The organism is Chryseobacterium sp. YR221 (genome assembly GCF_900176315.1).
In the GTDB taxonomy this organism is placed as follows: domain Bacteria; phylum Bacteroidota; class Bacteroidia; order Flavobacteriales; family Weeksellaceae; genus Chryseobacterium; species Chryseobacterium rhizosphaerae.
Genome location: NZ_FWXM01000002.1, coordinates 41,540 through 63,247 on the forward strand (window position 1 = coordinate 41,540; position 21,708 = coordinate 63,247).

9 protein-coding genes are annotated in these 21,708 nt (G+C 36.5%); all 9 read right to left on the reverse strand.

Features of this window, described 5'->3' with window-relative positions; translation table 11 throughout:
• Positions 1-10 precede the first annotated feature (10 nt).
• On the reverse strand, positions 11-6,895 hold the full coding sequence (locus B8967_RS05220) for a hypothetical protein (protein ID WP_084084996.1): 6,885 nt from the start codon (positions 6,893-6,895) through the stop codon (positions 11-13).
• A 278-nt stretch (positions 6,896-7,173) separates the two neighbouring features.
• The gene (locus B8967_RS05225; RefSeq protein ID WP_084084998.1) at positions 7,174-7,806 is read right to left on the reverse strand and encodes a hypothetical protein; all 633 of its coding nucleotides are present in this window, start codon (positions 7,804-7,806) and stop codon (positions 7,174-7,176) included.
• Between the two features lie 10 nt (positions 7,807-7,816).
• On the reverse strand, positions 7,817-11,266 hold the full coding sequence (locus B8967_RS05230; RefSeq protein ID WP_084085000.1) for a hypothetical protein: 3,450 nt from the start codon (positions 11,264-11,266) through the stop codon (positions 7,817-7,819).
• Between the two features lie 4 nt (positions 11,267-11,270).
• On the reverse strand, positions 11,271-13,445 hold the full coding sequence (locus B8967_RS05235) for a hypothetical protein (RefSeq protein ID WP_084085002.1): 2,175 nt from the start codon (positions 13,443-13,445) through the stop codon (positions 11,271-11,273).
• Positions 13,446-13,778: 333 nt separating this feature from the next.
• The gene (locus B8967_RS05240) at positions 13,779-14,285 is read right to left on the reverse strand and encodes a M15 family metallopeptidase (protein ID WP_084085004.1); all 507 of its coding nucleotides are present in this window, start codon (positions 14,283-14,285) and stop codon (positions 13,779-13,781) included.
• Between the two features lie 353 nt (positions 14,286-14,638).
• Complete coding sequence (locus B8967_RS05245; protein ID WP_084085006.1) at positions 14,639-16,096, reverse strand: hypothetical protein; 1,458 nt, start codon at positions 16,094-16,096, stop codon at positions 14,639-14,641.
• Positions 16,097-16,199: 103 nt separating this feature from the next.
• Positions 16,200-16,961, reverse strand: a complete 762-nt coding sequence (locus B8967_RS05250) for a LytR/AlgR family response regulator transcription factor (RefSeq protein ID WP_047493446.1) — start codon at positions 16,959-16,961, stop codon at positions 16,200-16,202.
• Between the two features lie 75 nt (positions 16,962-17,036).
• Positions 17,037-18,356 carry a RagB/SusD family nutrient uptake outer membrane protein gene (locus tag B8967_RS05255; protein WP_084085008.1) on the reverse strand — a complete coding sequence of 440 codons (1,320 nt, stop codon included), beginning with the start codon at positions 18,354-18,356 and terminating at the stop codon, positions 17,037-17,039.
• Between the two features lie 13 nt (positions 18,357-18,369).
• A complete protein-coding gene (locus B8967_RS05260; protein ID WP_047493451.1) occupies positions 18,370-21,708 on the reverse strand; it encodes a SusC/RagA family TonB-linked outer membrane protein in 3,339 nt (1,112 codons plus the stop codon).

A 21,708-nucleotide genomic window follows, 5' to 3' on the forward strand; every position in this document is an offset into this window, starting at 1 on the left:
TTAGATTTAATTAATTGTTTAGTTGTAATTCATTGATTGTTACTGGCAATCCCTGTTTAGCGTATTTTACTCCATCCCAGGTCTTATAGATAAATTCCAGTTTTAATTTTGGATCTCTGATCTTTTTGCTCTTGTGCATCACTAAAATCTGAGAATAATCTTTAGCATAGATTACTTTGAAATTGTCATCATTATTACCCGCAGCGTTAAGAACCTTAAAGCAGTCTGCCATATCATCCAATGGAATTTTAGGATCATTGAATGGTTCCGGATTTCTGATCAGTAAGGCAACTACGTCATTATTTGTATTGACAATCTTGACAAATTCTGTATTGGTAGGTGGATTTAATGGTTTTAATCCCATCACACCTTCAAATGCACGGTCAAATACTTCTGAATAGGTATTGGCAAGTCCTTTTAAATATGGGTTTTCGGTACCTTTTGAAGCTAATATATAAAGGTCGTCCAGCTGCTGTTGCTTAAGATCTGCTTTCACTTCATATATTGCATCTTTCTGTCCTATTACGACAAGTCCTTTATCATCATATTCTTTAAGTTTATAACTTTCCACCTGCTCTTTAAAGTCTTTATATCTTGAAGTTCTAAATACAAACTCGTGGATCTTCTGGTTTTCTTCATATACCTTATCAGGTTTTCCCGGTACCGGTGTAATCTGTGGTTTATAATGTCCGTCTCCATCATCGTCAAAGGCATTGTATACAATAGCGGTATATAATTTTTCCGGATTCAGATTCGTGAGCTCAACTGAATATTTATATGATTTTGGCACAACAGGATCTCCGAGATCAATGTTACAAGCCATACCCGTATTCCCTTGGTTAACATGGTTCACATAGTTAAGCATCTGCTGGATTCCCAACGGTAAGTTTGGATCATCTTCAGCCCAGCTTTCCTGAGTTACCGGTACTGTTTCCTGCGTTGTCCAGTTCTGAGGTAAAGGATATTCAAGACTAACATTAGTTACAGGATCTTTAATCATAATATTAATACTTCCAATGATCTCCTTAACTCCCATTCCTGTATGGGCAGGCCATGTCTTAAGCATATTATAGATATAAGGCTTGGTAAAGAAAAATTCTATTTTACACTGCTCGTTACCATAGAATAATGGTTTTGCCATCAGAAGATCTCCGTCTGCATTCGGATATGATTTTTTCATATCGATATATGATTTCAGAGTGGTAATTGGGTATTCATCTGCATTTTTCTTCTTATCTGTCAGATTTCCATTGGCATCTTTAAGGTATTCAATATATTTCTCATTTTTCTTTTCAAAATGTCCGATAGGCCCTGCTGTTTTAAAGGCAAAGTAATAGTCAATAATCTTTGGTGTATCTCCGTTCACATTATCTTTCAGTTTAAGATTGATGTAATAGACACTATTAGGTCTCCAAACCGGCTGTATCACTTTACTCATCGCTTCCTGCATCAGTCCCATATCTGCCTGTATGGCTGGCTGTGACGGAATCGTCTGCTGATATTCGTAGTCTGTAACAGTCATCCAGTTCACTCTATGGAATAAAGTATAGCATTGGGTAACTGTATTTCCGCTATCATCGTCATCACCACATCCACAGTTTCCAAGATTAAAGATAATTTCACGAATCTGTTCTGTTAACTGGAGTGCTCCTGATAATGTGGATCCTTCAGTATTAAGATAGTCAGTCAGTTTCTTTAAATGTGCTCTTACATATCCAATACCCTGAACCAGGTTGTATTGTGGGAACTCTTTATCAAAACTATTGATCGCATCGATGAAGATTAAGAAACACTTCATATTATACCTCAGTTCGCTTACATCATCTACTCCATGATATTGAACACACTGTTTAAGATTATACATAAGCCCTGCAAGGAAATCACAAAGTCTCACATCTTTTGTACAAGGCTCCGGTTTTGCATCACAACCGCAATCAGGGGTAAACTTCAAATTAAGAGGCTTCTGAGTGGTCTTACTCACTTTAATGATCGCTACTTTGTTGGTTCTCTCTTTCGGATAATCACTTGAATAGCAGATATCAATACCATCGGCTTTGTCTGTAATTTTCGAGACAACACTATTATGCTTGATAAATTGAGCAAGAGGGCTGTCAGGTAAAAACAAGAAGATCACAGAATGGGTATTAAAGTCAACATATGGAGGAGTATCTCCTGTTATCATCATATATTGTGTTTCATAATCTGCCCACTTAGTGGCTACGTTAGACAGTCCAAAGTTTACAATACCTGATCCGAAAGCACCGTTATATCCATTTTCAACATGCATCACATCAAAGTCCAGTTCGTTGCACTGAGCAGTGGTACATCCTCCGGCTTTCAATTCCTTCATTATTTCGACAAGCTTATCGTATTCAGCCTGTTGCGTTGGAGAAAGAACTACGCTGGATACCTCACCTGTCGTGTTGGCTGTAGCATTCGCCCAAATCAGATCTATTTGTGCATTGATATCATCAATTTCCTGTTGATTAGCATTGTATGGAATAATTTCAATCTTACTTACATACTGTCCTCCGAAATTAGCTGCATCGTACATCAGCTCTGCTCCTAATTCTGCTTTTGTCTTCGTTACCTCATCAATTATAGCATAGTTCTGATAAATGGCAGTAGAGAATACATCTTTATAATATCTGATCGTCACCGTACTTGCCATTGTAGAAAGTAATAATCTTACTTTAGCAGAGGCTTCCGGAAGAAGAAGAACCATGGTATTTCCATTGGTGATCTTCAATGACTTCGCATAATTATGTGGATTGGAAGCATTCGAAACCGCCATATAATCCGTAGCATCTGATACCGTTCCTAAGAGATTGTAATAAGCTCCATTAATGAAGTTAAACGGTGCTCCCGCCGGCTGGTAATATACCGTTCCTACTGTTTTATCCAGTACATTAGACTCATGCCATACAGGCTCAGTTTGTGTACAGAATAATGAAGAAGCCGTAATTCCATACTGTTCAGGAATAAACCATCCCGGCTGTGCAGAATCTAAGAATGAGAATGGTGTAGACGCCAAAATTCTGATCGTGTCATACTTATCATTGATTTTCTGCCAGAATCCTAATTTGAATTTATCAATATTAGCAATGCTGTTTGCTTCATCGTTAGTCAATACTGCCCTGTAAGGATTATAGTTCTTCCATACGTTTTGCTGTTGATTTAGAATCTTAATCTCTACATCTTCAATGGAATACTGGTGTTTCACCTGACGAAGTACATGTCCTCCCGGCTGAGTTTTCTGAGGCGGGATAAGATCTGTAAATTCAGTTGCTCCGCTGGTATGTCCTCCAATTTTCTCACCTGCAACCGGCGTTGGAATAAGTCCTTTTTCAATTTTAATATCGATGTAGGTATCCAATGGAATCGTTGGCAGTTTATCATCATCTTTAATGGATGGCTCCGGTGCATTGAAAACCTGAACGACAGGAAGATCAAATGTCTCATTGGTCAACATATGAACCCCTTTTACGGCATTTTTCAATCGCTCTTCTTTCGGATAATCAATCCCTGGTGGGTCTGATTTGTAGGTAAGAGGTGGAACAGCACTTGTATCTACTTGATTCTCCCCTTTCTCCCATTTAATACTTAAATGAACTTTAAGTTTAATTTTAAAGATCGCCAGTTTGATTTTGAGTTCGAATTTAAATTCTGCCAGGATCAGGAACGGGAATATAAGTTCCACTCTGAAATAGATCGAGATAAATAAGGCAACACTTACAATATAAAGATTGATCTCTGCTCCTCCTTCCACGTAAATGTATCCTCCTACCTGAGGTCTTTCGAAACTGATATGGGCTCCTACTTCAATAGCCGCAAAAACTTTTACAATAATCAGGTTCAGGTTAAAATCTACCCTTGCTCCTGCTTCAATTCCTTTGGCGGCTATCATCAGATAAGACTCTGCCTTAATATTCACTGAATCTTTGAACAGACTGGCCCTGATCGGTTTGTCTCTCGTTCCGAAATTAACATACCATGGTCTTTGATTTTTAAAGAAGAAGCCCATCTGAACTTCAGCCTTAATGTCAATGAATGATCCGTTATTTTTGTTAAGCTGGAAGTTACCTCCCGCTCCGATTTCCAGTGAATTATCACCTACGATAACGAATGCATAGAATGGCGGAACTTTAGGATCATCTTCTGTCAATCCAAGACGTTCACTAATGATCGTTAATCCGGCATCAATGGCAAACATACTTGGTACTGAAAGCAATACCATTGCTCGTAATGAGGCAAGACGCCCGTCTAAGGTGGCCAGTGAAGCTCCTGCTCCAAAGGAGAAAGGTGCACTATACTTTTGAGTAAACTGAGGGCCGATAAATTTATCTGTATTGATTCCTCGCTGCGGATGTACATAATAATCGTACCAGGTATCGTTTTCTGTCATTCCGATTGCCTCTTTATGGGCTACATATCGGTATCCGATGAGTCCTCGGAATCCGAAAATACCAAATGAACCTAATGGGATCACGAATGGCAATTCGACGCTTGCATCTACCAGGAATCCCGGATATTTAGGATCAAAAGCCATTTCTGCAGAACCGGAAATATTCATTTTCGGCAACTGAAGAGAAACTTTTCCTCTATATTCTGTAGACTTTCCTGGCTCCGGAATGGTAAGAGCCCCTTTGATAATGGCTACTGCAGCACTTGCACTCGCCGTTCCTGGAATCACCAAGTCAACTTCTAAGGTTGAAATATGGAAATAATCGTCTTTAGTTCCACCGAACTCATCATTATCAGCAGTATAATAATATTTTACCCCATTACCTCTTACATCAAGACCTAATGGATTGATATTAATACCACCATCAAATCCCACGTAATTATAAGTACGCATATTCCCTTTATACATTCGCTGTATAGTTCCCATGTGGATGGCTGTAACGGCCATACGTACCGGACCTAAATTCAGGTGAAGGTTGGTTGGAATGATTGAACTTCCGCCTGCAATTTCAAATTTACCGTTGGCGTAATAACGGATAGCCGGCAGATCAATTCCTTCTTTTCCTAACAGTCTTTCTCCGAATGAATCTTCAGGGAAAGTAATTTTGGTATCTGCTTCAACATAGAAATTATCATTTTTCTTTCCAATTTCTATTCTTTGTAAATAAAAGTTAAGGATGTTAAAAAGGTTCATTCGCAGACCAAAAGGCAGAATAGCTGCAGAAAGTTTGAAATTTTCTTTGCTTTCCCATTCTCCAACAACATCAATGACCATATCCAGACCATTATAATCTTTGAATTTTTTGATTTTCAGCCCGGCATGTAATGAGGAATGTACTACCTGTCCCTGATGGAAATCAATATCAAATTTACTGAATCCTAATTCCCATGATTTCTCGGTATCTTTCCCAAGATTAAACCATAAGGTACGGTTATCTTTATCAAGACTATCAACAGACAGACTTGCCAGAAACTTGTAATAGTCTTCTTCTTTCTGGAATTCCCTGTAATCTCCTGCAACGGTTCTTAATCCCATTGGATAAACAAACTTAAGTTCAGAAGGCGATGCCAGACTGTTCATGAAATTCTTCAATTCATCCATGTTATGAATAGCCGTTTCATTAGAACTGCTCATGGATTTCACTTTCAGATTAGTATAATCCAGCGTAAAAAACTTGCTGAAATAATCAACAACTTTTGTCTCGGTTCCTGTTGTTTTTACAGCATAGGTAGGCCTAATAGCAATATTTCCTGAAAGTCCCCCGGTTCCGATCAGCATATGATTGGCTGAAATACCGATAGTCTGCTGAGTATTTCCTTCTGGATTTTTCTTTTTAAACCATTTTTTAGGAAGGAAAATTTCGGTGTATTCCATATATACGCCCATAAATTCCTTGGGTCTTCCGTCTGCATCAGCTTCAGCAATATTTTCCGTTTTGCTGAGGTCAATTTTAAGGTTGTGAATATCGATGATAAAACCTGTGTTTCCAATCTGAGCAGGGTTGCTCATATTCAAAACAAGATCCATATTGTATCCGAAACCTTTTTCAGTATCCGCATAGAATAAAGCTTCCCCAAAACTAAGGGTTACTTTTTTAGTTTCATCTTCAATGACTTCTAAAGGAGCAGTCGGGTGCTTTAATGGATTTACCGGTTTTAAAATACTTCTTGGAAACTCAATGGCTGCCGACAGCATTAAGGTTGCTTTAAATTTCGGAATGGCTACTTCTTTGATGAACTCATCAATATCCTGCGGCATTAAAGCTTTGAAGAAGGTTTTTACCTTTTCTGCTGTCTCCTGCATGTCGCTGGAAAGCAAGTAGGTTGCAAAAGCAACTAATGAAGCATACTTTCCTGCCGTTTTATTAAAAATATCCTGCACCACGTCTGTAACCGTTGTGGCATTGGATGGTAATGCAAGTCCTAAACTATGTGAGTCATTAATATCCTTCACAAACTGCATCAGAGGTGTGATATTCTGATTAGCTGGAGAGACAAATGTGTTCACAAAGTGCGCGATGGCCTGTTCTTCCGTTACGTTGAGCACTCTTAGTGCCACCTCGAAGATCTGCTGAGGTTCAAAGGAAAAGTTTCCTAAGCTGAAGTAGCGTAAATACGCCAGGATCTTCCATTGGTATTCAACGGTAATGGGAAATGCGGAGATAGCGGTGTCATCTGTTCCGTTCAGGACTAATGAAATCCCTGTTCCCGGAATTTCAATATCGATTCTCTTGGAAACGACAGATAAACTGTAAAACGCGGAATCTCCTTTCGGCCCTTTACTATACTGTAAATCTTTATAATAGATTTTATCGAGGAGGTTAGTAATCCCCGGTTTTAAGAATCCCAGAATGTCCGGGATGTCGTCTTTTGTAACCACAGAGGATAACCTCGGGTAATACCTGTGTGTTACCGGTGTTTGATTTGACATAAAAATAATTTTGTGTTTGGGTGAGTGGAAGGCTTTCGTTTAGGCAAACAAAAGCCTTATTAAGTAGGGGTTACTTAATTTTCCCGTGGGGATGTAATGTTTTTTTAGGTAGAATTATTTTTATATTATAAAAATATAGAATAATAACCTTTCTAAATTTACATTATTAGCATTTCAATAAACAAAAGTGTTTAAAATATCTTTTGAATTATTATAAGTCAAGATAAATATATAAAGTTTTTGTTGATTTTTAGCAAAAATTTATATATTGATAATCTTTACAAACTTTGAAAATGCTGCCATAATTCATTTACTTTTTCTTGATTAGGAATTCCATCACTTCCTGTTAATTGACATTCTAAATCAATATATTCTAAAAAAGAATCTTCTATTGAGGGTAATATAAGATTCATACTACTATTTCTCATTGTTATACCAGATATATTGATTCCTTCCATCGTATAGATATAATCATTTCGAAACATCTTAATAATACCTTCATACGGATGAGATAATTGAGGATTTTCTTTCATTATTTGCAATATTTGCAGATCATTTTTATATATTTCCCAATAAGCAAATAAGTAAATAAATAATGAGTTTTGAATTCGACCTTGAGGAATACTTATATTAAGGTGCTCACTTAAATGATTACTAAAATGTGAATAAGGTATCATTCCATCATTCCACTCTGAATTAATATCAGTCAAAAGATTATTTCTATCTAAGTTGAGAGATTTTCCAAATGGAACATATTCTATATTTAAAACATCTTTCCATGTTTTTAAACGAAATATATAATCTTTAAATAATAAAATGCTTGAGACATTATCATTATTATTCTTAGAAAAAGTTTTAGGATCTATACTGTACATATCTTGAACTTTTTCATTTATTCCTTTTAAATTCATATTATTTTTTTTAATCTAATTTATAAAATTCTTCAAACCACTTTACAATTTCGTCAACATTTGTCAAGTCAGATTTAAGCTGTGGAGGATCTGTTATTCTAGAAATTGGAACATATTTACCGTTATCAATTCTAACAGCAATATCATGAGCTCCAAATGAGAATGGTTGAAAATCAACAAACACATCAAATGATCTATATCCCATTCCATAGTTATCTATTAATTTACCTTCAATATACTCATGTGCAATAAAACATTTAAATGAATTTATATCTTCAAGAGTTCCTTCAACAGCATTTTTCCAATCAAGTAAATCCTCCGTAGTCTTAACAAATCTTCCGTAAGAATATTTTAAAGTCTCATCAGGAAGCTCTACAAGCAAAAACCTATCTTTTTTGAAAAAGTTTTCTTTTGCAAATGAAACAATATTTTCAGATACATTCAAATATTTCGCAATTGCTGAAACATCATTAGAATTATTTATGATATCAGAGATTCCATGTGCTATTTGCTCCGTAAATTCTATATCACCATCATTTATCCATTTCTGCCCTGGCAAGCTATTGAATGTTACTGAAGCATTAATTGGAGAATTCATTGATGGATGGAATAAATGAGCAATCTCACTCCATTGCTGATTTTTATATAGTTTTCTAGCTTCAAAATATTTCAACCAAACATTCGCATTCTGCGATAATGATATTTGACCTTCAGGATTATGATTAAAAAATACATAAATAGATTTTGGATAAAGTTTAATCCTATTAAAAGTTGCAGAATCTATATTTTTAAAGCTATTTAAAAAAGTCCATCTTCTATCATATCCAGATGCTTCAAGAATTTTTTTGATTGGAATTTCTTTATAAAACCTTTCCATCAGATTAGTTTTTGAGATATCAGTAATGATAGCTATAGTATTACGATCAGACGAACCTACTGCCAGTAATTTTTTCCAGTTCGACACAGCAATAACTTCACCATTCACAACCTTTCCCATCTTAAGAAGATCTTCTTTCCCCAAATGAATAAAATCAAAATAAAAAGCAACCTTCTGTTCTTTTGTCAAAGCTTGAACTGCATTTAGCAAAGGTGTTCCATCAATTCCCGTACTTGGAAGGAAAGTCTTTGAAATTTTATCTATAATACTTTCCAAATACTTTTCCGTTTGTGCAAGAGATATTAAAAACTTTTTAGCATCCTCATTCAATACAACTGTAACCTCAGGTAAACCTAGCATGCCTAAAATGACATCTGCTTCTTTTACAGCTTTTCCCTGTGCTACTAATGATCCAAAACCTGTTCCCAACATCACCAAGAATGCAAGGTTTCTCATTCTTTCATAAAATTCCTTATCTTTTGGATTATTAGAGGTTTCCCCCAGATAAGTGGCGAAATTTGCGAATGTAGAAGCAACAAAAGATATCTGTTCAGCAGTATTTACAACATTCCATAATTTTACGACATTGCTTGCATTTTTATAAAGATTCGGGTTTAAAATAATCTTCCCTGATTCTGATAAGTACTTAAGGTATCTAATTTCCATTAATTCAGAAGCTCCTCCAGTTAAATACATCAATAAGATATCAGAAGTAACCTGCACTCCCAGATTAATAAGAGCATTCGTATTTTTCTTTTCTTCAAGTTCTTTAAAATAAAAGAACATAAACGCAGGAACTCTTGGAAATTCAGGTATACAGAATTTTTCTTTTTTGTCTGATTCTACGTTCTGGTAACCCATAATAAATATCGGCTGATACAGATGATACCATAAATCAGTAACTTTGTCTTGAATATTATAAATCCTTCCTTCATATTTTCTAATACGAATTTTTTCCTGATGAAATTCTTCGTCAACTTTATAATAATTAAATATGACATCTTGCCCTACTTCAATAGCCTCAAATTCCAAACTCTTATCTGTTGCAGGCTCTCCATTTTGTTTTTCAAAATAATATTTTCCCGGAGTTGTTAAAAAGAAACTATTTGGATTAAGCCCTTCTGAATTGGGTGTTACTCCAGCAGGAATATAGCTGGGATTATACTTAGAATAATTCCATATTGTAAATAGCGTATAAACCAATACCTTTCTACTTCTTTCCTTATTTCCTACCGGAATACCCAATACAGGAATGTCTATCTCAATAATATATTCAATAATTTTGTAATAAAGGTTTTGAAAATTTAATAAATTTCCATTATTTTTCTTTAGAAGATAATTTAAAAAAGGATCTGCATCATCTGGATTTGCAAACGTTGAAATAACTTTTAAAATATTATTTTGGGTAAGCTCGCTTCCACTTTCTTTTGGTAATGAAGGCTTATTAAGAATATCAGCAACAAAGCCCAACCTTGTGTCATAGTCTAATAAACCAATTCCCGCAGTTGTAAGATGTTTTAATAAAATATTAATTCTCCTTTCATTATCTGCTTTATTTTTTTCCTGTTGAGTAGCCTGTCCCATAGCTCCTCCCGGTTGTATAATACCATCGTTAGTTATAGGTCTTCCATTAAAATCTAACGGATTATTGTGGCTATCATATCCAAAATATGTATTTTTATCAGCTCCTCTCAGCGAACTATAAAAACTTGACATCGAATTATAATAGGCTTCTGCAAACTCACAAGATTTACCATCAAAAATATAAGTAGGTTCTACCTGATCTATATATCCCCAATCTTTTAATAGCTCTCCAATGATTTGATCAATTTTCAAAAGGCTGTTATATTGTGAGCCGTCACCTTGTTGATATTTTTTGAAAACAGCTTGTTTAATAGTAGAAATATTTTCCTTTGAAATAATTCCAAAAATATCTCTACAAATCAGGTCTGCACGAAAGGCAATAAGTGTGATCGTTTTGGTATAACGTTGTTTCTTAATTGGCTCACTGTCAATAGCAGGAATATTCTTTTGATAAAATCTTCCTGATGGAGTTGGTAATAAATTTTCCGATCGGTCTAATACAAAATCCGTATATTTCTCCGGCGAAAAAAAGTCCATGTCAGGTTCTGTAACCGTTAAAAAGTATTTTTTTTGTTTATAATATTTAGCCGGTTCATTAAACTCTAGTCTATCTATTGTTATACTATCCGAGTTCTGCGCATACTCAAAATTATTATCAAACCAATTATCGCTCTGTAAAAATTTTTCCAGTGATAACTTAAAATTTTTATATTGTTCATATACTGTATTCAAACAAAATCCACCGAACTGTCCGAATTTATACTTTTTTTTATCTGTTAATAATGGTTTATCCGTATCCAGAATAAGTTCATAACCAATGTAAATATAGGTAAGAAAAGTAGTTGGACTTTTTTGAATTCTAAATTCGAGTACTTGCCCTTCTGGCGTTAATACAAATGTATTATTAGCTCCGGTCGGCAAAAGATTATATGATCCTCCATTTGGTGTTTTACCTTCTTTTCTTACAGCAATTCTGGTTGCTAAAAATAATGCTTCCATAATGTTATAAGATTTTTAAATTAATGGGTTCTGTGTTAATACTATTTGTAATTGGCAGCCATTTGCCATATTCCTCTGAACAAAAAGCAAGACTATCTAAAGTTGTAACATATACAGGAGTATCAGGAAAAGCAATAGTGAGCTTTCCTTCTTGATCCTCTCCTAATACTGCCAGAAAATATTTTTTATACTCTATTCCTTCGGAAGATTGATAAAAAGCACTTTCTTCTTCAAGTTCATTTTTAAAATAAAATTTTGGATTATTCAGAAGTTTATCTGAAATCAGAGTTTTAATTTTATTATTTTCATCTTCAGTGATTCCCAAAACTTTTTTACTTGGTAATGTCCCATTATCCATATATAATGATACTCCAGTAAATTGTACCCCATTCGCTCCTGAATATTTTTCTGTTTGCAAATAATATGGAAAAGCAAGTTGATAAAAATTATTTCTTTTATCACTATAGGAAATTGTTCCACTATTAGAATTATCCTGATAAGCTGCTCTGCTTTCAAAAAAACCACCTACATTCTGACGGATATTGTTCAACAAGGTTTCATAAGTAACTCTTGGCAAACTTTCTGTATCATTTTTCATGATCAGATCCTCAACCTTTTTAGTGGTCACCGTTGCAATGTCTTTTCTTCGTGTTTTACTTTCAAAATCAATCAATAATAAATTCTGATCAATTATATAAGCAAGCTCATTACCTCCTTTAGACTGAACTTTAGGAGTTACATTAATCAATCCAAAGATGTCATCAATGTCTTTCAAATCGTAGCTTGTGCTTACAGCGGGATCACCAGGGTTTGGACCTGGCGTTTCAGAAGTGATTTTCACTGTTTTCCCTTCATAAATCAACTGTATAAACGAAGCAACCGTTTTATTGGCACTTGTTTTATTTAAACTGAAAGTAATAGGCTTCGTAAAATTGGTATCTACTCCATTTCCTTCTTCCTGCAATAAGTTTTTACCTCTGATAAAATAATCTTCATTGGCTGTATCTGCATGTAAAACACCTTGTTTTACGTACATGGCAGCGGCATCATTATTATCAGTTGTAAGCTGCATTACCAATGATGGCTGTGCAACCAGCTCTTTTACCGGCCAGCCTGCTTCAAACTGCTCTAAGGAAAGATTACTAGCTGTTGGTCCGATTTTAATATTGTCAGTACTTCCTTCCAGATTCTGATTTCCGTAGAAATTATAAGATCTCTGTCTGCTGCCCTGGATATACAAATAGGTGGTCTCAGCTGTTTTAAAGCCTGAAATCTGACTGGCAATCTGTTCTACCGTTTGCAGGACAGAATTGTCACTCATATGAATTTTTCCTTTTCCCTGAGTATGTAAGCCATAAAAGGCGGCAATATCAAGGAACTGGGTGGCTGTTTCCCTGATCAGTTTCTTTTTAAAAGCTGTATTACCAATAGCCTGATCTAAAACATGGTCAGGATTTCGGGCAAAAGCCAGATTCAATTGAAATGGGTTCGGATCGTTTGCTATCGTATAGTCTCCTTCGTTCAGTACAATATCAATTCCAATGCTTCCAGTGACATTTCCAAGATGGGTTCCTCTTGGGATCATAGGCAGTTCAAAAGCTTTTTTAGGTTGTTCAGTAGCAGTACTTCCCGTGACTTCAACTTTAGAAATCTTAAGGAAATAATCATCAATAAGATCATCTACTGACTGATTAGTTCCTGCCGGAAACCCGATATGCTGAGCGGTAAACGGAGGCACAGTAATTCCCAGCATATTATAGAGTCCTGTGAATTCTTTTCTGATAACGTCTACAAAACCTGTGGTGGCTGTCGATTTGATCAGGTCGCCTTCAAAGAAATCTGACCTGTTCAGGCCTCTGTATACGATATATTTGATCGCTAGTCCTTTAATCGGCTGATTAAAAGGCTTCAGGATCGCATTTACTTTAGTGGTATCTGCACCACAAGGTTGTAAAAATACCTGCCCTTGGCAAATGGTATATACTTTGCCGGTAAAGCTTACTTTGGAGGTGGTCCTGAATACAGTCCCATTGGCTCCAAATTTTCCGGCCGGGTCTTGCGAGAAAATCTTTCCTTTCTCCAGGAAGAAGAAAGACTCCGGCAACAGATCTGGCCGTACGTTAAGCCCTTTGCTGTCGGGAGCTGTTGACAAGCTTCCCGATGGAATATTTTGTGGCATTTTTGTGATTTTTGGTGTTAAGTAAAAGATAAGACGGTAGTAATGATCAGTCTCCTAAAAACTGAAAAGCATTCTGAACGATTAAGGTCAATTAGGGCTTTAAGAATACTAAGCCTGGTTGCTTTTTAAGTAGTGTTTCCTTAAAAAGGCAATATGATTTTTCTTCATGTATCTTAGCTGCTTCAATAATTTTATTATTCAGAATTTTTTCAGATTTTACCTACTGTTCAATTAAGAAGAGGTCTATTTTTTTTCCGGTAAAGACAAACCCCTTCCTCTACAATCATTCCGGTTGATTGTATTATTGATTTTCACTGTGAAATAATCCCGGGGTTATTTGGTGAAAATTACATATCCGTCTTTATCTTTTGGTAAATTTTGTAAGTTTCTCCAGGATGCTTTGATCTTTCGCTCGCCTTTCCAGATGGAGCTTCGTTCAAAATGTGGCAGGTCTTTAAAGGTTTTCCAGTTTCCGCCCCAGTCCCAGCCGTGTCTTGCAAAGATCTTTACACATTCGTACCAGTCGGCTACGCCATCATTATCCCAGTCTTTCGCAGTGTCCCAGCTTGCTACTTTTCCGTCGATAATCAGGCAGATATCTACCGCTAATCCGTAATTGTGAATACTTTGTCCGGCTTTGGCATTGGTGACTTTTTTTCCGGCTTTTGTTCTTCCCTGCGCATATAATGCATCTTGGTCTTTAAAGGATCTTAACCCCTGGGTAATCCTCACTCTTGCTCTCCCGGTAAGGGCTTCATCACATTCTTTTACAATTTGTGTGACTTCTTGCCTTACCAATGGATGGAGATTTCTTATTCTGTTTTCACTTGGTTTATCCATGGATGATTACTATTTTGTGATTTGGTGTTTGATTCTTAAGCAAAGCTATTTCAGGCTGACGTCAAAACTTGACGTGTTATATTTTGTAATAAAAAAATGTGAAAATTTTACACTCCTTCGTTATGATCTTTGATTTTCGGACATGTGAATATCATTTTCATAAAAAGTGGTATCATCATTATAGCTTGTTGTTTATTTCTGAAACAAAAGTATAGGCGCTCAACGTCAAAACTTGACGCATTAAATTTTTTCTGAAAGAAAATTAAAATCTTATGATTTCCCCTATAAATAATAATCCGGCAATAGAATGAGAGCTCTATTGCCGGATTACGGGTTGTGTATTGATCTGCTATTTACTTCTTACATTTACTGTAGTCAGAAATAATCTGCATAAGGTTTTCTTCGTTTTTAAGATCAAAGCTTTCTTTTTTCAACTGATCAGAAACTGTTTTACAATCTTTGAGATAATCAGCCAGCTTTTCTGATAGTTTATCGTTTGATCTGTTATCAAGCATCTGCCCTTTGGGCTGAAGGTCTGTTTTGACGACATATTTTTGCAGCTCAACAGGATCCTGGAGCAGCATGATTTTATTCTCTTTCGCTATCAGCCTGTAGAAATAGGAATTGTTACCGTGCAGGCTTCCATAGTTCTGCATTTTCTTCATGAACTCCCCTTTTACATCCAATCCGTAATAGCATTCTTCGTTTCCATTGGCAGCAACACAAAAATATACACCGGAGTCTGCATCATAGATTTTGGTGGCCATACTTCTTATTCCCGGCAGTTGCTTCTTTAAAGTAACCCGCTGTCCAAAAAAGTCGGCCCCTCCTTCAGGAAGCTTTTGACCGGTTCTTTCAGTATCCAGCATTTCAAACCAGATCGTGATCGTTCCTTCCGTCTTCTTCCCTGATTTTTCTACCAGATACCCCGGAGCATCATATAAATTGATACTGCGGTTGACGGCATCTGTCACTTTTGCATGCTGAAGCTCCTGATTTTTATAATACGCCTGATGTTCCAGTGTATAACCCTGGATAAAAAGGTTGGCTATAAACTCGTTGACAAAAGCATAATCCGACTGGGCGTACGGTCTTGTCGCAGTAAAAGTAAACTCATTATGATCAAAAGTTCTTACTGCATATGTTTTGATCCCTTGTGTCTGATACATTGAAGCTACCTTAATCCCATCCAGATCACTTACCTCCAGACATGAGCCTGCCGTATTAAATCCAGCGCAGCTGTACCCTTTGGCATAGCCGATTATTTTAGCGGGATAATTTCCGTTATTGATCAGGATTTCACCTTTTGATCCCAATCTTGGGTTATAAAGACTTCTGATATTATCAAGTCTGCTCTTTCTTTCATTATCTTCTGCAATGCTGTTGGTTTTTGCGGTAAGGTATTTATCCGCTAAATTTTCTCTCGGTGTTGCAAAGAATTTCTCCACCTCATTTTTATCAAAACCATTTTCACCGAAGAGATGGTATTTTACAGCTAATTGATGGGCAACAATTCTGTCCGGTTTAAAAGAGGTGATTAATACTTCATATGGAATCTGAGTGGTCTTTCCATCTGCCGATTTCATATCCAGGTAATACAGAAACTGGTCCTTTGCCAGGGTAACCCCTTTGAGATCGGCATCGAAAACTTTTTCGTTGGCTAAGGTATAAAACTCAAAGTGATCCCGGTAAGGAGATTTTAGAATTCCGGCTTCTTTTTCATTGACCAGGATCTTGTCTTTCTTCAGCTGTATCTTTTGAGACCATACTAAAGAAGAAAATAATAAAGCAGCTAATAGATATATTTTCATGATTCAATGGTTAATCATTAATTGAAGGATGGAAAATACAAAAAAATAAGACACCTTATTCTGGAAAGGCTCTAAGATAGATGCGGATATTTTACAAAGTATATCAGCTGTTCAGCCAGTTTAAACATTCAGCAATCTGTATTTTGCTGATAAAAACCTCGGTATTCACTTCAGGTTCGGGGAAAAGCTTAAGTTCTACTTTCTGGCTTGAATGTTTAATAATTTCAGTGACTGCTGCTTTATTAATGATAAACTTTCGGTTTACTTTAAAGAAAACATTGGGATTTAATTTTTGAATAATATCCTTAATGGTATCATCATAAATATAGGTCTGGTGATCCTTTGTCGTTAAGAAAAGATATTTACCCGATGCAAAGAAATAGGCTGTATGATGCTCATCTATGGATTTAAGTTTATTCCCTTCTCTTACCATAAAACGTTTCATCATTTCAGAACCTCCCTGATGTAAGGTAGAAATGGATTTTAAGGTCGATTCCGGATCAAAATTGTTCCTGATGGAGATAAATTTCTGTAATGCTTTGTGTAAGTCTTCTTCTTCAAAAGGTTTCAGGAGATAGTCGATGGTAAAATGCCTGAAAACCCGCATCGCATACTCATCAAATGCCGTGATAAAAATAATAGGAGTAAACAGCTCTACCTGCTCAAAGATCTCCAGGCTCATTCCATCGCCAAGATGAATATCCATGAAGATAAGATCTGCGGAATCTTTTTTGAAAAAATCTATTGCCTGTTTTTTGGAACGAAGAATAACAGTCTCTGTAACAGGGACTATGCTTTGATTATCCAAAAGGGTTTTCAGATAATTAACAGCCAGCAATTCATCTTCTATAATGGCAATTTTCATACTATTGGCAAAAGTACAAAAAAACCGCTTAAACAATCAAGTTCAAGCGGTTTCAAAGGGTGTTAATATGAAGTGTTATAAATTCGGATTATTCTTCTTTGCACTCATCGGATATTCTATGGTATATCTCGGATCGTTTTGTTGAAGAATATATTCTTTACCTAGTACGGTATGCGTTATTTTTTTCTGGTTCGCTCTTCTCAAATCAAACCATCTGTGACCTTCCAGGGCAAATTCTCTGAATCTTTCATCCAGAATAAAACTCATGAAGTCTGTTGTATTCATCCCGTTGAGCTGATTCTGAACAGAAGTGTATCCATCTGTTGTATATCTGTTTTTTAAAACCGGAAGCAGTGCTTCTTTAGCTTCATCAAGCCTGTTTAGTTTCAATAATGCTTCAGATTTTATAAAGTATAATTCAGCTGTTCTGAAAGACACTCTGAAATCATTACTACCTCCTTTGATCACTTTATATTTGTTCTTACTTTTCTCAAAATAGATTCCAAATCTTTTGTCTGTAGCAGTATTATATTGTGCAATCAATTCCGGAGACGCAAAAATTACATTTTGCACATTGGTATTCAACGGGTTATCTAATGCTAAAATAGATTCCACTGAAGCATAATGGTTAGGGGCGGTATTGGTGGTATTTAAATTACTTAATTCCCCTTTTACAGTCAATAGCTCTTGGGCCTCATGCAGCGCCTTATTCCAGTCTCCCTGATAAAGAGCAACTCTTGCACTGAAAGCCATCAGTGCATTTTTGGAGAATTTATAGTTTGCACCGGCAGCCTGCTTCTGTTCTACCATAAGTCCTTTCGCCTTTTCCATATCTTCATGGATCTGATTGTAGACCTCCTGTACTGAAGAAGGCTTTAACACGGCTTCCATATCAGCTATCAGGCTAATGGGAACTCCCCTGTCTGCAGAAGCTGTAGCACCATTATAAGGTTTTGCATATAAATTAATCAAATCAAAATAGGAATAAGCACGCAACGCGTAAGCTTCCGCCAAAATCTGATTTTTTTCGGGAGAGTCTTTCATGGTCTTACTTCCTTCATTAATAGCCTGGTTCAGGTAGAAGATTACCGTATAAAAATCAGCCCACTGAAATTCTTTTGTTTCAGCATCATAATTGCTATCCTTCCACATTGAAAGTTCACGGTAGTAAGGAAAATCACTGGTATCTTCATCGATCACCATCTCATCTGTACGAAGTGCAGAAAGGGATTTATGAATAGGATATTTGGAATATGCTGATGTAAGTATTTTTCTATAATCTTCAACACTAACCGGGATTACTTTCCCTTCAGGCTGGATGTCCAGAAACCGGTCACATCCTATACTTGTAAAGCTAATGACTGCAAGAGCAATGAATGTAGTTATTTTTCTCATTTTTTTTCAAGTTTTAAAAAGAAACATTAAAGCCAATTGTAACTGATTTGGCAATAGGTTGTGCATAAATATTACCATAGGTCTCCGGATCAAAATATCCTTTATATCCGTTACTGAATACAAAAAGGTTACGACCTTCCACACTCAATCTCAGACTGCTGATTCCCATAGGACTCGTAAATTCTTTAGGAAGTGTATATCCTAAACGGATACTACTGATTCTCAGGTAACTGATCTCTTTCGCCCATATATCAAGCAGCCCATATGCATTATTCGGGCTATCGGTAAGCCATTTGTTACCCATCCATCCCGGATTATTTTCCATATTAGGACTTGTTATCGCCGGAAGAGAAACTCCTGCTTCATAAATATCCCTTGTATAATTTCTTCCTCTGTCCAGATCCATTCCTCTGTAAGAAGGCGACCTCATCACAGTCTGTTTAAAGCTGAAAGCTGCTGAAACAGTAAGATCGAAATTATGTACTTTAAAGGTGTTTATAATACCACCGGTAAATTTAGGGTCTCTGTCTCCAATGTAAGTGAACAGACCTCTCATTTCTTCAGCGGTAAGCTTTGTCCCTACCAGCTGGCCTGGAAGGAATTCTTCATACACATCATACAGTTTAAAGAAGTCTTCAATTTTCATCTTTTCATTCCCTTTCCAGAACATAGGATTTCCATTCTCATCCATCCCTGCCGTTTTCAAGGCAAACACGGCATTTACAGGAAGGCCTTCTCTTGAAGGAAGCATTGAGTTCTGACGAGGTTGTTCAGTAATAACATTACTCTTATTATGAGCAAAATTAATAGTGGTTGACCATTTGAAATTTTCTTTCTCGATATTTCTGGTTGAAATGGCTACCTCAAAACCTTTGTTGGTTAAACTTCCCCAGTTCATCATCGTATAATTGAAACCTGTTTCAAGCGGTGTTTCTCTCATACTGATCATATCTGTTCCCTTTCTGTTGTATACATCAGCAGTAAGGTTGATACGGTTTTTAAACAATCCCAGATCAATCCCGAAGTTCACATTAGTTGTTTTTTCCCAACGAAGCTTGTCATTCGGAGAAGTTATTACATTAATAATTTCTTCTTTTTTTCCTGGAAGAATGGTTGCTTCCCCATATTCTCCGATAAAAAACGGTGATGTATTACGGTCAATATTTCCCTGTAAACCATAAGAAGCCCTTAATCTAAGATTAGAAATAAGAGGTACATTCTTCATAAAGTTTTCCTTGGTAACCAACCAGGAACCTGAAGCGGCCCAGATTGGCAGATATTTGTACTTTTTATTGACTCCAAAAAGGTTGGTCCCATCATATCTCACACTTCCGAAAAACGTATATTTCTGGTCATAGGTATAAGAAGCCGTTGCAAACATAGAAGCATAAGCATTCTCTACCGTAGGCATTTCACGGTAGGTTTCGTATTTTTTATCTCCAGCAAAATCAGAGTTAGGAAATATAATCGGAGTTCCTGTTTTGGTAAGGCTATTAAAACCAAAAGCTCTGGTAACCCTGGTATTATCCTCTGTTTTACGAATTTCAGTTCCGGCCATTAAATCAATCTCATGTACCGAATTGATTCTTGTACTATACAACCCCTGTACTTTCCAGTTGTATTGAAAGAAATCATTATCCCAATTTTGTTTTACTCCTCCTACCGGTAAGAAGTAGCGGGCTGCTCCGTCTTTATAATAACGGGTTCCCTCTCTCATCTTTCTGGTAAAATAGGTATTTTCAGCAGCAAATTTTTCCGTTTTATTGGTATCATACTGCATACCTAGCTGTGAGGTAAACTTAAGGCTTTTGGATACCTTGTACTCTAAATCCAATATCCCTTTTAATGAATAATTTTTTAGGGTATAGCTTGTATTCGCTCTTTCTTCCAAAAAGTTGAAAGGAATATAGGCATCTCTTGTACCGTCTATATCCGGATCGTATTTATAGCTTCCATCTGCATTGAAAGGTGTCAGATAAGGATTGGCATTTCTAGAATAATTAATAGGATTAGCTGCAGCATCTGCATCCGTCATGAAAGACTCTTTTTCACTTTGAGTTCCAAAAATAGAGATTCCTGCATTAAATTTATCGCTTATCTTATAGTTATTCTTCAAGGTCAGGTTATATCGTTTGAACCCTGTACCTATTGTTGTTCCCTCTTCATCAAAATATCCTAATGAGAAATAGTAATCCGAACGGTCACTCCCTCCGGAAAGACTTAGTCCATACTGCCTGTTGATCGCATTTCTATACAGCAGCTTTCCCCAGTCTGTATTATTACCTCTCAGGCCGTCAATCTGCTGACGGGTCAGTGCATCCAGCCCATCTAAACCTCCGGTTCTGAAAGCGTCCAGCTGCCCGTTTTTGGTTAAAATTCTCATTACTTCCCCCTTATCGGCACGATACGTCAGATCTGCACGCTTGGCAAGCATTAACTCAAGATCTACTTTTTCATTAGAGTTCAAAAGATTAAGCTTGTCAAAATCAGGACGGGATGTAATGAAGGTATCTGCTGAAAAATTCAGTCTCATACTCCCCTTCTTTCCCCTTTTGGTAGTAATGGAAATTACTCCGTTAGCTGCTCTGGCTCCGTAAATAGCTGTTGCTGCTGCATCTTTTAAGATGGTGATATCTTCAATATCATTTGGATTCAGCCCTGCAATTGAAAAGTTCTGAAGCTGATCAATATTATCTTTATCACTAAAGTTTGGAATATCATTTCCTTCCAAAGGAAGACCATCTACTACCCATAACGGATCCTGAGGACCAGATAAAGAAGCTGTTCCCCTGATTCTGATCTTGGCAGGCCCTCCCGGAGCTCCTGTTTCAGGAGTAACCACTACCCCGGCAATCTGCCCTGACAACATCTGGTCAACACTGGCAACACCTGCCTGGTTAATATTATCCATCTTAACCGTTGAAACGGCTGAGGTCTGCTTACGTTTTTCAATTTTCTGATATCCTGTAATGATCACTTCCTGGATCTTATTTTTATCAGAAACCTCATCCGAAACAGCCATCAGTTTCACATTATAGTTTGTCTGATCTTCATCCATCTGAATCAGTCTGGATTCATATCCAAGATAACTTACCAATACGGATTTTGTACCTTCAGGAATTTCCAAAACAAATTTCCCGTTCTTATCTGTTACCGTACCTATTGAAACACTTTCAATAATTCCTTCCTGATTGGTTTTTGAAGAAACCGACTGTGTTTCTATTTTTATAGATGCTCCTGCAATGATCTGTGAGGTATTGCCATCCTGGACCTTACCTGTGATTGTTTTCTTTTGTTGGGCCAGCGCAATATTGGCAGCCAAAAGAGGTAAAAGTATTAGAGTTTTTTTCAT